The organism is Gluconobacter sphaericus NBRC 12467, assembly GCF_006539125.1.
Lineage (GTDB): Bacteria > Pseudomonadota > Alphaproteobacteria > Acetobacterales > Acetobacteraceae > Gluconobacter > Gluconobacter sphaericus.
Genome location: NZ_BJMK01000001.1, coordinates 377969 through 391156, shown reverse-complemented (window position 1 = coordinate 391156; position 13188 = coordinate 377969). Strand labels below are relative to the sequence as shown.

The window sequence follows — 13188 nt, the reverse complement described above, 5'->3', positions numbered from 1 at the left end:
AATGGCATTGCAAGTCAAAGTGATTGAACCTGTCAGAAAAACAGGTGCTGTCGATTAATCCTCGTCCTCATAATCGATCGCAGCCCGCACCCGCTTGCGCGCCACGTTCACATAAGACGTATCGGTATCAATCCCGATCCCCACACAGCCCATCCGTTCCGCCGCCACCAGCGTCGTGCCCGATCCCATGAACGGATCCAGCAGCACCCCACCCGGCCGCAGCCCATGCAACCGGATGCAGGCTTCGGGAAGTGCCACCGGAAACGTTCCCGGATGGCTGAACTTCTCTTTACGGCTGCGCACCGTCTCATAAGGAATAAACCAGGTATCACCCCGGCACCGCCGGTCCGTGATGTGCTGCCGCCGCACGATATTGCTCTTGTCCGTAAATGGCACACCTGCATCCAGCCGCTGCACCGGCACGTTCCCCGTCTTCGTCAGATGGAACACATGCTCATGGTTGCGATTGACGAAGCGCGCCGAATTCAGCGGCTTGAAATGCCCGTAAGTAATCTCACCCACCGAAATCGACTTGATCCAGGTGATGTGGTTCTGAAGTACGAACAGCTTGCGCAGCCGCGTCATCAACTCGAACGGCAGCCAGGGCTGCGAGGATGACCCCGCAATGTTCAGAAAGAACGAGCCGTCATCCTTCATCACCCGGCACAGACTGGTGCAGACATCCTCCAGCCAGTCCAGATACGCATCCTCCGGCAGCCTGTCCTGATACGTCCGGTACGGCACCCCCAGATTATACGGCGGCGAGGTCACCACCACGTCCACACTCTGCGACGGCATCCGCTTGAGAACCGTCGTACAGTCCCCCCGGATCAGCGTATGAACACCGAGCTTCTCCCGGCGACTGCGGATCATTGCGCCGCAGAATCCGCAGGCGGTCGCGGAAGAAAGATCATCATCCGGCCAGGAGCATGCAGATTCCCCGCCACGGACTGTGCGGTCGCCCCCCAGCCCGTGAACAGATCAGCCCGTCCGGCACCCTTGATGTCCGTCCCAATATCCTGCGCAAATACCAGATGATCCCAGGTCACCGGCTGACCCGTCCCATAAGGCAGCTTCGTCTCGACCCACAGCGGCATCGCAAACGGCACCATGGACCGATCGACCGCCACGGAACGTCCAGCCGTCAGCGGCATCCCGAACGCTCCCTTCGGCCCTTGAGCCAGATTGCCGTCATCGCGACGGAAAAACACATAATTCGGATTACGCTCCATAACGGACATCATCCGGTCCGGATGCGCCTCCAGCCAGTTCCGGATGCTGTCCATGCTGACACCATCCGCCGGCAGTTCCCCGTCCTGCACCAGAACACGCCCGAGCGGCACATAAGCCTGCCCGTTGCGACCGTCATAGCTCACACGCACCTGCCCGCCATCCGGCAGGATGAGGCGTCCCGAACCCTGAATCTGAAGGAAAAACAGATCTACCGGACTTTTCAGCCAGGCGATCTCAAGCCCCTGCCCCGCCAGTGCTCCGCCATCAATCGCGGCACGGTCATAATACGGCGCAAACTGCCCGTTAACCCAGCGCCCGCTGACCATCTGCCCATTGGTCGCCTTCGCCCGGACCAGATCACGCGGATGCCCGTAAACCGGCGTCTGATACGCACCACCCCGCGTCAGGGAAGCCTGGATCTGGGGTTCAAAATACCCCGTATAGAACGCCTCCGTCCCCACCTCGTAAGGCTGGAACCACGTCTCCAGATAAGTCCGTGCATCCGAAGCCGTCTCCAGCGCCGCACAGGCATTGCTCCAATCGGCAGCATGACGCCCATAGGTTATGGCCTCGCTCCCGCCGAGCAGCGTCTCGGGTGGCAATTGCGACAGACGATGACACTCATCCCGCAATAGTGGCATCAGGGAGGTGAAATCCTCCTGCTCCCATCCGGCAAGCGAATCATATCCAACAGGAGAGAGCGAAAGCGACGACGGCGCATTCTGGGGCGTGCATCCACACAGCGCGCCAAGCGTCAGCAGAGTCAGCAGTTTTTTCATAGGATAACGCGATCAGGCCGGACGCGACGCCGCCAGACGCCACCGTGCATCGGACTGCCCCGCCACACGCTCGAACAACCATAAATCATGGAACTCTGTCACGGCCTCGGTTCCGACCAGTGGCTCACCCTCACGATCCGTGAGGATATTCACCTGACGCGACACGATCTTCACTTCGATTCGGCCGACCCGCGTCCCGTCTTCCGCAGACACAAGCATCGCATCCAGAATGGACAGGCTCTCAATCCCGCGCAGATCACTCCGCTGCGTCTCGCCCGCCTGCACCCGCGCATCAATCGCCGCGGAAAAAGAGTCCACGGAGGCTGGCGTCAGCAGCTTTTCCAGCGTCGTACGGTCACCGACCGCAAAAGCCGGAACCACCTGACGGAATGTTTCTTCGGCTTCCTTCAGGAAACCATCAGGCGAAAATCCTGGAAAAACGGACCCGATCTCACCCAGAACCGTCCCGACCCGCGTGGCAGGCGCAGGAATTTCATACGCAACATCCGGCACAGCCTGATCAAACACCCCGGGAGCAGCCCCCGGCTTCCCTGCAAACTGCCCGGGCAGCGGCGGCGGAACGCCCGGACGTGCGGCATCCGGAGCCACACCCTTCTGCACACCCGGACCAAACCCGCCCCTTGGACGTTCCTGCCGCACCCCCTGCATCCCGACACGCCGGCCAAGAACACGGTACAACCTCACCCCCAGCGCCACGGCGAGCACGAACAGGACCACAAGGTCCCAGGGAAAATAATGACCCGCATGAGCCATGAGGCCGGCGGGGAGATGGATGTCGTCAGAAGACATGAAGGCCTGTGTTTCGCAGTGTTCGGTTAAAGATCCGTTGACCTGTAGATAGGGTGCAATCCGTCCGATCTCAACCATCTGTCCGCCAGAACCGTGTCTTGGCGGACAGCGGACATCATGCTACCGCCGAGAAATCGCAATCGTTCCAATCGATGTCCGCCATGGGCCCAGCCCCTGCGGAACCGGAGACTGTATGTCAGAGAACACCACCGACAACGCTACCCTGGGCCAGGAAAACGTGCCGGCCATGCCGCTGGCCATCAACCTGCAGTACACGAAGGACCTGTCCTTCGAAGTGCCGGCTGGCGCTTCCATTTTCGCAACACTGCGCTCTGCTCCGCAGATTTCCGTCAACATCGACGTCCAGGCCAACCGCCTGGAAGAAGATCAGGCCGTCTATGAAGTCGCCCTGGCTGTCCGCGCCGAAGCCGCCGAGCCGCCGGCGCAGGAAGGTGGCCAGGCCGGTCGCACGGTGTTCATCACCGAACTGACCTACGCCGCCGTCGTGACGCTGAACAACCCGCCGCAGGAGCTCATCGAACCGATCCTGCTGGTTGAAGTTCCCCGCCTGATCTTCCCGTATGTCCGCTCCATCGTCAGCGATGTCACACGTGACGGCGGCTTCCCGCCCGTCGTGCTGCAGCCGATCGACTTCGTTGCCCTGTGGCAGGCCAAGCGCGCCCAGCAGTTCCCGGAACCCGCCGGCGAAGCCTGATCAGACTACCGGCCCGAGCTGCTCCAGCGGATCGGGCCACATCACCGCGCGCCATTCCTTCGGGTTCAGGCGCGCGGCAATGGCCTCTGACAGACAGAGCGCCCGCACGGCAGACAGCGCCGTGACGTCTTCGGCCCCCAGCGCTCCCCTGAACGCGTCGGCCGTCTTTCCCGAATACAGCAACACCGCCTCAACGCGTCTGTTCCGTAGCGCATCCCGCGCCGTCTCCGGCAGAGAGACACACATGGATGCCGCATAGACCTCGATCCGCTGCACACCCAGATCCCGCGCCATTTCCACGCCATAGCCCTCGCCACTGGCCAGCAATACATCCGCGCCCACAACGCCCCGCGCCCGGCAGAACGCCGCCAGAGCCAGCGCATCCCCGTCCGCCGCCTCGACATTCATAAACCCGGCTTTGCGCGCCCGTACCGCCGTCCGCGCGCCCACCGCCACAACAAGACGGTCCCGAGGCCAGTCCCGCAGCGCAGGTAACGCATTGGCACTCGTCACCAGTACGGCCCGGAACTCACCCGGCGCAACAGGTTCAAATGTCGTGATGTCCAGCATCGGACACGCCACAGCCTCCCAGCCGAGTGCCCGGACCTCCGCCATCGTAGCGGACAGTCCGGGCTCCGGCCGGGTCACCAGAACCATGCGACCCGGTTCAGGACGGGTAAACGTCAGGGACGTCTCATTTCATCAAAGATATGGGCTGGCGTATCGCGACGAAGTTCGTCGGCAAGTTCGGTACCCAGACGGGCCGCTTCAAGCGGCGCACCCTCGATCTCGCGATGGAGCAGGAAAGTCCCGTCCTCGCTCGCAATCATGCCGCTCAGCTTGAGCACACCGTTCTCGATCCGGGCATAACCACCAATCGGCGTCCGGCACGACCCATCGAGTTCCGCCAGAAGCGCACGCTCGGCTGTCGAAACGGCCCGCGCTTCCGGATCTTCGATCGCGGACAGCAGTTCGCGCAGTTCCAGATCGCTCTCACGAACCGTCACGCCCACAATACCCTGACCCGAAGCTGGCAGCATCTGGTCAGGCTCCAGCACGACATCCACACGGTCTTCCATGCCCAGACGCCGCAGCCCGGCCAGTGCCAGAAGCGTCGCCTCACAGGCTCCGGCCCGCAGTTTGTCCAGCCGCGTCTGAACATTTCCGCGCAACAGGCAGAACCGCAGATCGGGCCGCACATGCAGCATCTGCGCCTGACGACGCACCGACGCACAGCCAATCAGTGCCCCCTCCGGCAGACAGTCATAAGGACGCTGCGGATCAACTACCACATCACGATCCCGCAGAATCAGCGCATCGCGCGCATCTTCGCGCTTGAGCGTGCACGCCAGTACCAGACCCGGTGGCAGATTGGTCTCCAGATCCTTGAGGCTGTGCACCGCGAAATCAATCCGCCCGGCCACCAGCGCCTCATGGATTTCCTTGGCAAAGAGCCCCTTGCCACCGATTTCCGCCAGACGCTGCACCTGATTGCGATCGCCCTCAGTACTGATCTGGTATTCCTGAAACGCCCCCATATCGCGCAGGACGGGGCAGAAGCGCGTCAGTCGCGTCAGAAAATTCCGTGTCTGGACCAGCGCCAGCGGAGACGCCCGCGACCCGACACGAAGAGGGAGCTTGCGGCCGGTAGGCGGCTCAGCGGCATGGGAGCGGCGGACGGCTTCCGCGGCGACTCTCTGGAGCGCCTCGGAAGGCAGGACGGGAGCGTTCATGAGCGGCAGCTTTAGCCCATTCATACAGGACTGTCATGATATGACAGACTCGGCCATAATAAGCCCCATGTCAGCCCCCGCAACACGTCCGTCCATGCCCACACGCCCCCTTCTGGCCATCGAAACCTCCTGCGATGATACGGCCTGCGCCATTCTCGCTTACGACGGCACGATCCTGGCCGAAGGCGTCCTCTCCCAGACCGACCACGCCATTCTCGGCGGCGTTGTCCCGGAAATCGCAGCCCGAGCCCATCTGGACGCCCTGCCCACGCTGGTGGCGGAAGTGCTGAAAAAAGCCTCCCTGACGCTGGCCGATATCGACACTTTCGCGGGTACGACCGGCCCCGGCCTGATCGGCGGCCTGATCGTCGGTAGCTCCTACGCCAAGGGACTGGCCATGGCGCTGCACCGCCCCTTCATGGCCGTGAACCATATCGAGGCCCATATCCTCACCCCGCGCCTCCCCAGCCTCGGCGCGGATCTGCACTTCCCTTATCTGACAATGCTGGTCTCGGGCGGCCACTGCCAGTGCGTTTCGGTCGAAGAAACCGGCCGTTATGTCCGTCTCGGCGGCACAATCGATGATGCTGCCGGAGAAGCCTTTGACAAGGTCGCCAAGATGCTCGGCCTCGGCTGGCCCGGCGGCCCCGCGCTGGAAAAACTCGCCACCGAAGGCCGGGACGATGCCTATGCGCTTCCTCGCCCCCTCAAGGGCCGCGAAGGCTGCGATTTCTCGTTCTCGGGCCTGAAAACCGCCGTCAGCCGTCTGATCGACACACAGGATCCGACCGGCAGCCGCGATGCCCTTCCGCGTCAATTCGCCGCAGACGTCGCCGCATCCTTCCAGCGCGCCGTCGCCGACGTGATGGCCGACCGCGCCGAGCACGCCCTCGCCCTCACTCCGAATGCCACCGCCCTCGTCGTTGCGGGCGGCGTCGCTGCCAACAAAACCCTGCGCCACGCCCTCGAACAGGTCGCCGCAAATTACGGCATCCCCTTTTTCGCTCCCCCCCTGCGCCTGTGCACTGACAACGCGGTGATGGTCGCCTGGGCCGCCCTCGAACGCCTCCATGCGGGCGAGACACCCAACGAAATCGACACCGCAGCGCGCCCCCGCTGGCCCCTGTCTGAACGCACCCCCGCCACCCCGGAACACATCTCTTGAACTACCGTCACATCTACCACGCCGGAAACTTCGCCGACTGCATGAAGCACGCTCTGCTTCTTGCCCTCATCAAGGCACTCAAACGCAAACCCGCAGGCTTCGTCGTCCTCGACACCCACGCCGGATGCGGCCGTTACGACCTGTCATCCGAAGAAGCCGAAAAGACGGGCGAATGGCACGCAGGCATCGGCCAGCTTCTGGAACAGCCAGCCCCTGCACCCCTTACGGACTACCTCGACGCCGTCCGCCCCAACGTGCAGGACCGGCACCGCTACCCCGGCTCCCCAGCCTTCGCCCGCGCCGAACTGCGCCCGCAAGACCAGCTCATCGCCTGCGAACTGCACCCTGAAGACGTCCGGCCCCTTCGCCGCCTTTTCCATGCAGACCCGCAAGCCGCCGTCCATCACCGTGACGGCTACGAGGCGCTGCGTGCGCTCCTTCCGCCGAAGGATTTCAAGCGCGGTCTCGTTCTCATTGATCCGCCGTTTGAAAAACCGGACGATTTCGCCCGCTGCGCCAAGGCCATCACCCTGATCCGCACCCGGTTCCGCGCCGGGATCGTCGCCGTCTGGTACCCAATCAAACACCGCACACCCGTTCGTGCGTTCTACACAGCCCTTCAGGACGCGGGCATCCGGGACATGCTCGCCTGCGAGTTGCTGCTGCGGCCGCCCGTCGATCCGTCACGCCTGAACGGCTGCGGCCTGCTGGTCGTCAACGCCCCCTTCGGCTTCGAAGACGACGCCCGCAATATTCTGCAAGCCCTCGCCACCGGCCTGCGTTCCCCCGACGCCGAAAATATCCAGATCAACATCGAACGACTGGCGGAAGAATAACCATGACCACACGTCCGCACATTGCCGTCATCGGCGCCGGAGCCTGGGGCACGGCGCTGGCCTGCGCCACAGCAGCAACAGGCGCGGACGTGACCCTCTGGATGCGTAATCCCGCCCCCCCCGGAACCCGCAGCCTCCCCCGCCTACCCGACATCACCCTGCCCGAAAACGTCACCATCACAGGTGACTTTCCCCGCAGCGCAGACGTCGTCCTGCTCGTCACCCCGGTCCAGACCGCCCGCGACGTCTCCACCCGCCTTCAGACCGAGCTTGATCCCGCAGTCCCCGTCGTAACCTGCTGCAAGGGGCTGGAACAGGCCACATCCCTCCTGCCGCTCGACGTCCTCGCGCAGACCATGCCAAACCGCCCGACCGGCGTTCTCTCCGGCCCCAACTTCGCCATCGAAATCGCGAAAGGCCTCCCCGCCGCCGCAACGCTGGCTTGCGCAGACCTCACGCTGGCGCAGAAACTCACGGCGCTTCTCAACACATCCAGCTTCCGCCTCTACGCCAGCGATGACGCCGCAGGCGTCCAGCTCGCAGGTGCTGCAAAAAACGTCATCGCCATCGGCGCAGGGATCACAATTGGCGCGGGCCTGGGCGAAAACGCCCGCGCCGCCCTCATTACCCGCGCCGTCGCTGAAATCGGGCGCCTCGCCGAAGCCACAGGCGGCCGCGCCAGCACCCTCGCAGGCCTCGCAGGCATGGGCGACCTCATCCTGACCTGCACGGGACGCGGCTCCCGGAATTACAGTGTCGGACTGGAACTTGGCGAAGGCCGCCCGCTGGCAGACATCCTCGCCTCACGCACAACGGTCGCAGAAGGCGTTCTGACCGCGCCGGCCATGCTTGCCCTCGCCCGCAGACACAATGTGCGGGTGCCGATCATCGAAACCGTCACCCGCCTTCTCAACGACGGCGTCTCGATCGAGGAAGCGCGCCACCTTCTCCTGGACCGCCCCCCGACCCGGGAATAACGACGCGCTTCAGTGCAGAACGGCGCAGGCTACCCGGTCTCCCGAACCGCCGATCGGCTGGGTCTGATAGTCGTCCGGCTTGGCGTGAATGATCACGGACGCCCCATCCGCATCCATCAGCGCTGGCAGACCATTTTCACCCTTCAGTGACACCAGCGTGGAATAAAGCTCCACTGTCGCCGTTCCATCCGCCGCGACATACAGGTTCGGCAGATCCCCGGCATCATTCGCATCCGCCTTCAACAGACCATGCACAACCGGCTTCACCGTATGGACATGCGCCCCCGCACTGGTGAATTTCGGAGCCGCACAACTTCCCTTTTCGTGGAAGTGAATTCCGTGCCAGCCCGGCGTCAGCCCCTGCACCTGAAGACGCAGCAGAACGCCCTTCGGCGCCCCCGTCACATCCACAATCCCATGCGTGGCGCCGTCCGCCCCCTTCAACTCCCCGCTCACATGATCCGCTGCACAGGCCAGAGCGGGAACAGCCATCACAGAGGCCAGAAGAAGGGTCAGAAAACCGGAACAACGCATGGAGAAGCTCACTTCAGGAAAAGATGATAACCATTCGCATCTTATCCGGGTCGCGCCAACCCATCGATCAGAGATTCGTGAACACGCCCGCACATCAGACGAACAGCCCTGCAATCACCGCACTCATCGCATTGGACAGCGTCCCCGCCACCACGGCCCGCACCGCCAGAGACGCCACATCCGTCCGCCGACGCGGTTCCGCACTCCCGAACGCCCCGATCAGGATCCCGATCGTCGAGATATTCGCAAACCCGCACAGCGCGAAGGACAGGATCGTGATCGTCCGCTGCGACAGCGCATGCGCGTGGATCAACGGCGACAGGTTCACATAAGCCACGAATTCATTGAACGCGATCTTTTGCCCCAGCAGACCACCCGCCACTACACACTCATTCCACGGCACCCCAAGCAGCCACGCAAACGGCGCAAACACCATCCCCAGAATCCACGCCAAAGACAGCCCCACCGCACCAAGAAGCCCGTTTGCCAGAGCAATCAACCCCACGAACGCAATCAGCACAGACCCAACCGCCACCGCGATCTTCGCACCATTCATCGCCCCATCCGCAATGGCCTCGAACATACTGTGATGCCCGTGATCTGCGCCTGCAATCTGCGCATCGGAGCGGCGCGGCCCCGGAAACAGAATGCGCGAAAACAGCAAACCGCCCGGTATCGCCATAAAAGACGCCGCCAGCAGGTTCTCCATCGGCACACCGAGCGACGCATATCCCGCCAGCACAGATCCCGCGATCGACGACGTCCCGCTGCACAGCACCGTCGCCAGTTCCCCTTCCGACATTTCCGCCAGACAGGTCTGAAGCGCGATCGGCATCTCACTCTGCCCCAGAAAGATCGTCAGCACCGCCGAGAACGATTCGAGCCCCGTCGTCCCTAGAACCCGCGACAGCGCCCCGCCAATGATCCGCGAGAGAAACTGCAACACGCCCCAGTGCTGCAACAGCCCCAGAAGCGCTGCGACATAGACGATCTCGGGTAGGACCTTCAGCGCAAAAACGAAACTGTCATTACCAAACAGCCCGTTCATCTTCGGCCCAACAAGACCGCCGAACAGGAACGCACTGCCCACGTCACCAAAGGACAGAACCTTCGTCACCGCGTCCGACACCACATGCAGCCCGTGCGCCCCCGCAGGCACCCACAGCACCACAGCCGCAATCAGCACCTGCAACAGCAGCGCCCGCCCGACAAGCGGCCAGTCGATGGCCCGGCGGTTGGTGGACAGCAGCACACCCAGAATCAAAAGACCGGCCATGCCGACAAGGACGCGCAGGATCACGCAGGCAAACTCCTCACCAAAAAACAGAACAACGCACCCGCAACCGGACCCGGAACGACCTGAACCTGTCCATCATGTCACGTTCTGTCCACCCCTCCTCTCTCGCCTGAACGCCCCCGAGCCGCTAGGATGCCGCCGACTGATAGGGAGAAGCCCCATGACCTGTGCCTATGATTTCAGCCTCCCCGGCCTGTCCGGCAACACGATCGACCTCTCGGCCTATCGCGGACGGCCACTGCTGATCGTCAACACAGCGTCGAAATGCGGCTTCACGCCACAGTATGAAGACCTCCAGCATCTCTGGTCCCGCTACGGCCGCGATTATCCCGAAGGCCTGATGATCATCGGCGTACCGTCCAACGATTTCGGCCAGCAGGAACCCGGCTCCTCCGAAGAGATCAAGAACTTCTGTCACCGCAATTATGGCGTAAGTTTCCCCATGACCGCCCGCCAGCATGTGCGCGGCCCTGAAACCGCGCCGCTGTTCCAGTGGCTGGACAAGCAGGGCGGCTTCCTGGCCCGCCCGCGCTGGAATTTCTACAAATACCTGACCGACCGTGACGGCAACCTGGCCAACTGGTTCACACCCTTGGCCAAACCCGCATCAAACCGCGTCGAGGAAGCCATCCGCAAGGTCCTGCTGGATCACTGACCCCCAAGCCGCCCCGCAAGCGCGGCTTCGATCAGCGCAATATTCCGCAGATCGGCCTTGAAGACCGTATCAAACAGATCCCCCGCCAGCGGTACGAGGCCCACCACGGCCTCGATCGCCACATTGCCCAACATCCGCTGCACGGTCTGGCGGTCGACACCCATTCGCCGCCCCTCCCAGACAATATAAAGCGACAGCGCCGTCCCGATCAGCGCGCCGCCTCCGGGCAGAAGCCCCAGCAGCGTATCCAACCCCACGCGCAATCGAAGCCCCGGAATCCGCGAGGCAGCGTTCAGAAACCAAGCCAGACGTCGAATCCGCTCCAGCCGCATGCGAAGCTCGGCAACACTCACAGGCAGGGCAATCGTTGAAAATCGATCATGGCACCCCCTATCACACAACAACGACAGGAAAGTTCGTCTTTTTTCCTTGAACAACCGTATCGAAAGCCGCCACACTTCAAGTCAGAAATGTGACAGGAGACATTTATGAAGGACTCACCGCTCCGCCCCATCCTGCCCCTTCTGGTCGTCGCCGCCCTCGGCGCACTGACCCCGGCCGTGGCTCATCACGTCACGACCTTTCTCGGCCTGTCCGGCCTCTTCTGGGCCAGCGCCATGCTAATGCTTGAAGTCACGCTGCTCTGCATCGGCCTCGCCGCGATCCGCCCCACGATCCAACAGCCCGCCAGAGCCGAAACGACCCTGCGTAGCCGCGAGACGGTCCTGCGCTAAATCCCATCCGTCCCACCGCACTTTTCGTGGAACAGAGGATATGTCGCGACGCTGAATGATCGGCTAGGATCAGGAAATGCTTCGCAATTTCCTGACAGTCGGCAGCTGGACAATGCTTTCGCGTGTCCTCGGCCTCGTTCGTGACCAGCTTCTCGCCGCGTTCCTGGGTGCCGGCCCCGTTCAGGACGCTTACCTGATCGCGCTTCGGCTACCCAACATGTTCCGGCGCCTCTTCGGCGAAGGCGCATTCAACGCCGCCTTCGTGCCGATGTTCACCGAGCGCTACGAAACAAAAGGCCATCAGTCCGCCCTGCGCTTCGCGGGACAGGCTTTGTCCGGACTGATGCTCTGGCTCGCTTTACTGACCATCCTGGCTGAAATCTTCATGCCGCTGGTCGTGGAATGCATCGGCTCGGGCCTCACCGGCACCCGTTTCGAAACCGCAGTGCACCTGTCGCGAATCACGTTCCCTTACATGCTGCTGATCTGCGGCGCAGCGCTCGTCTCCGGCGTGCTGAACGGCCTCGGCAAGTTCACCGCAGCAGCCGCTGCCTATGTCACCTTCAACATTATCGGCATCGCCGCCATCCTGCTCGGCGCACTGGTCTGGCACAACACCGCCGTCGTCAGCGCCTGGGGGGTGACGCTTTCCGGCATCGTCCAGCTCGCTGCACTGTACTGGGCCGCCCGACGTGCTGGCATGGCCCCACATCTGACATGGCCGAGCCTGTCAGCCGACATGCGCGCCCTCCTGCGCCGCATGGGCCCCGGCCTCGTCGGCTCCGGCGTCACCCAGATCAACCTGACCGTCGACACCATCATCGCCACACACCTACCCGTTGGCACACCTTCGATTCTGTATTTCGCCGATCGCATCAACCAGCTCCCGCTCGGTGTTCTGGGCTCGGCAGCCGGCACGGCTCTCCTGCCGCTTCTAACGCGCCACATCGCCAATAAAGACCGCGCCGCCGTCCATTCGAGCCTCAACCGTGCCATCGACTACACGCTGCTCCTGACGCTCCCTGCCATGATCGGCATGATCGTTCTGTCCTCTCCCATCATGGCCGCCCTCTTCGGCTACGGCCATTTCACCGTCAGCGACGCCATCCTCTCCGGACAATGCCTCCAGGCCTACGCGCTCGGCCTGCCTGCTTTCGTCCTCATCAAGGTCCTCTCCCCGGCCTTTTTCGCCGAAGGTGACACCGTCACCCCCGTCCGCATTGGCTTCTTCACGCTGGGACTGAACCTCGTCCTCAACCTTTTGCTCTATCGCCCACTCGGCCATATCGGACCGCCGCTGGCCAGCACAATCGCCGCCTTCGTCAACTGCACGCTGCTCGCCGTCATCCTGCACCGGCGCGGACTCTTCATCGCCGATCCGCTCCTGAAAGGACGCGCCCTGCGCATCACCGGTGCCGGCATCATGATGGCCCTGTGGGTCGCCGCCGCCGAAAAACTCGCCGCCCCGGGCCTCCCCTACTGGCACGGCGTCTGGCGTTTGGGCATGCTGACAGCCCTGATCCTCTTCGGCATGCTCGTCTATGCCGTGATGCTCGACGCCCTCAAAGTGGTGCACCTGCGCGACATCACCGTGGCTTTCCAGTCACGCCTGAACCGCCGACGCACCCGCTGACCCCATCCCGCCGGTTCACACACCGGCGGTGAGACGTTATTTTCCCACCCCCTTCCCGAAGTAACAGCCCGGAGGCCGGACCCATCG

The 13188-nt window shown here is 63.1% G+C and carries 15 protein-coding genes; 7 read left to right on the top strand and 8 right to left on the bottom strand.

Annotated elements, in window-relative coordinates; all coding sequences use genetic code 11:
• Positions 1-54: 54 nt before the first annotated feature.
• The 3 genes from GSP01_RS01815 to GSP01_RS01805 are packed head-to-tail and all read right to left on the bottom strand — an operon-like array spanning position 55 to position 2900.
• Positions 55-873 (bottom strand): DNA-methyltransferase, encoded by an 819-nt coding sequence (locus GSP01_RS01815; protein WP_141350002.1) that lies wholly within the window; start codon positions 871-873, stop codon positions 55-57.
• Entirely contained in the window at positions 870-2012 is a 1143-nt protein-coding gene (gene mltA, locus GSP01_RS01810) for a murein transglycosylase A (protein ID WP_141350000.1), read from the bottom strand. Before mltA ends, GSP01_RS01815 begins: the two co-directional genes overlap by 4 nt.
• A gap of 12 nt (positions 2013-2024) precedes the next feature.
• Positions 2025-2900 carry a Tim44/TimA family putative adaptor protein gene (locus tag GSP01_RS01805; RefSeq protein WP_228123654.1) on the bottom strand — a complete coding sequence of 292 codons (876 nt, stop codon included), beginning with the start codon at positions 2898-2900 and terminating at the stop codon, positions 2025-2027.
• Positions 2901-3015: 115 nt separating this feature from the next.
• Between GSP01_RS01805 and secB the strand changes: the two genes are divergently transcribed.
• Positions 3016-3537 (top strand): protein-export chaperone SecB, encoded by a 522-nt coding sequence (gene secB / locus GSP01_RS01800; RefSeq protein WP_141349998.1) that lies wholly within the window; start codon positions 3016-3018, stop codon positions 3535-3537.
• On the opposite strand, the gene GSP01_RS01795 is transcribed toward secB, so the two are convergent.
• Entirely contained in the window at positions 3538-4194 is a 657-nt protein-coding gene (locus GSP01_RS01795; RefSeq protein ID WP_141349995.1) for a uroporphyrinogen-III synthase, read from the bottom strand.
• 26 nt (positions 4195-4220) lie between these two features.
• Positions 4221-5294 (bottom strand): hydroxymethylbilane synthase, encoded by a 1074-nt coding sequence (gene hemC, locus GSP01_RS01790; RefSeq protein WP_141349993.1) that lies wholly within the window; start codon positions 5292-5294, stop codon positions 4221-4223.
• Between the two features lie 43 nt (positions 5295-5337).
• Between hemC and tsaD the strand changes: the two genes are divergently transcribed.
• Genes tsaD through GSP01_RS01775 form a run of 3 tightly spaced genes read left to right on the top strand, consistent with a single transcriptional unit; the run spans position 5338 to position 8248 of the window.
• Entirely contained in the window at positions 5338-6435 is a 1098-nt protein-coding gene (gene tsaD, locus GSP01_RS01785; protein WP_141349991.1) for a tRNA (adenosine(37)-N6)-threonylcarbamoyltransferase complex transferase subunit TsaD, read from the top strand.
• Positions 6432-7271: a 23S rRNA (adenine(2030)-N(6))-methyltransferase RlmJ gene (locus GSP01_RS01780; RefSeq protein ID WP_141349989.1), complete on the top strand. Its 840-nt coding sequence runs from the start codon at positions 6432-6434 to the stop codon at positions 7269-7271. The genes tsaD and GSP01_RS01780 overlap by 4 nt, the downstream gene beginning before the upstream one ends.
• A 2-nt stretch (positions 7272-7273) precedes the next feature.
• On the top strand, positions 7274-8248 hold the full coding sequence (locus GSP01_RS01775) for an NAD(P)H-dependent glycerol-3-phosphate dehydrogenase (protein WP_174787511.1): 975 nt from the start codon (positions 7274-7276) through the stop codon (positions 8246-8248).
• 9 nt (positions 8249-8257) lie between these two features.
• On the opposite strand, the gene sodC is transcribed toward GSP01_RS01775, so the two are convergent.
• On the bottom strand, positions 8258-8782 hold the full coding sequence (gene sodC, locus GSP01_RS01770; protein ID WP_141349985.1) for a superoxide dismutase[Cu-Zn]: 525 nt from the start codon (positions 8780-8782) through the stop codon (positions 8258-8260).
• 94 nt (positions 8783-8876) lie between these two features.
• The gene (locus tag GSP01_RS01765; protein WP_141349983.1) at positions 8877-10082 is read right to left on the bottom strand and encodes a NupC/NupG family nucleoside CNT transporter; all 1206 of its coding nucleotides are present in this window, start codon (positions 10080-10082) and stop codon (positions 8877-8879) included.
• 157 nt (positions 10083-10239) lie between these two features.
• Here GSP01_RS01765 and GSP01_RS01760 point away from each other — a divergent pair, with 157 nt between their 5' ends.
• Entirely contained in the window at positions 10240-10734 is a 495-nt protein-coding gene (locus tag GSP01_RS01760) for a glutathione peroxidase (protein WP_141349981.1), read from the top strand.
• Here GSP01_RS01760 and GSP01_RS01755 read toward each other — a convergent pair.
• Positions 10728-11087, bottom strand: coding sequence for a DUF4112 domain-containing protein (locus GSP01_RS01755; protein ID WP_255320844.1), 360 nt, complete (start codon positions 11085-11087; stop codon positions 10728-10730). The genes GSP01_RS01760 and GSP01_RS01755 overlap by 7 nt on opposite strands.
• A gap of 135 nt (positions 11088-11222) precedes the next feature.
• Between GSP01_RS01755 and GSP01_RS01750 the strand changes: the two genes are divergently transcribed.
• Both GSP01_RS01750 and murJ read left to right on the top strand, forming a co-directional pair.
• Positions 11223-11468 carry a hypothetical protein gene (locus GSP01_RS01750; RefSeq protein ID WP_141349979.1) on the top strand — a complete coding sequence of 82 codons (246 nt, stop codon included), beginning with the start codon at positions 11223-11225 and terminating at the stop codon, positions 11466-11468.
• A 76-nt stretch (positions 11469-11544) separates the two neighbouring features.
• A complete protein-coding gene (gene murJ, locus GSP01_RS01745) occupies positions 11545-13101 on the top strand; it encodes a murein biosynthesis integral membrane protein MurJ (protein ID WP_141349977.1) in 1557 nt (518 codons plus the stop codon).
• Positions 13102-13188 lie beyond the last annotated feature (87 nt).

Excerpts from the sequence above, each read along its gene's own strand:
- GSP01_RS01750 (WP_141349979.1), top strand. The coding sequence starts at position 11,223 with ATGAAGGACTCACCGCTCCGCCCCATCCTGCCCCTTCTGGTCGTCGCC.
- hemC (WP_141349993.1), bottom strand. The coding sequence starts at position 5,294 with ATGAATGGGCTAAAGCTGCCGCTCATGAACGCTCCCGTCCTGCCTTCC.
- tsaD (WP_141349991.1), top strand. The coding sequence starts at position 5,338 with ATGTCAGCCCCCGCAACACGTCCGTCCATGCCCACACGCCCCCTTCTG.
- GSP01_RS01760 (WP_141349981.1), top strand. The coding sequence starts at position 10,240 with ATGACCTGTGCCTATGATTTCAGCCTCCCCGGCCTGTCCGGCAACACG.
- secB (WP_141349998.1), top strand. The coding sequence starts at position 3,016 with ATGTCAGAGAACACCACCGACAACGCTACCCTGGGCCAGGAAAACGTG.
- mltA (WP_141350000.1), bottom strand. The coding sequence starts at position 2,012 with ATGAAAAAACTGCTGACTCTGCTGACGCTTGGCGCGCTGTGTGGATGC.
- sodC (WP_141349985.1), bottom strand. The coding sequence starts at position 8,782 with ATGCGTTGTTCCGGTTTTCTGACCCTTCTTCTGGCCTCTGTGATGGCT.
- GSP01_RS01795 (WP_141349995.1), bottom strand. The coding sequence starts at position 4,194 with ATGGTTCTGGTGACCCGGCCGGAGCCCGGACTGTCCGCTACGATGGCG.
- murJ (WP_141349977.1), top strand. The coding sequence starts at position 11,545 with ATGCTTCGCAATTTCCTGACAGTCGGCAGCTGGACAATGCTTTCGCGT.
- GSP01_RS01775 (WP_174787511.1), top strand. The coding sequence starts at position 7,274 with ATGACCACACGTCCGCACATTGCCGTCATCGGCGCCGGAGCCTGGGGC.
- GSP01_RS01805 (WP_228123654.1), bottom strand. The coding sequence starts at position 2,900 with ATGGTTGAGATCGGACGGATTGCACCCTATCTACAGGTCAACGGATCT.
- GSP01_RS01815 (WP_141350002.1), bottom strand. The coding sequence starts at position 873 with ATGATCCGCAGTCGCCGGGAGAAGCTCGGTGTTCATACGCTGATCCGG.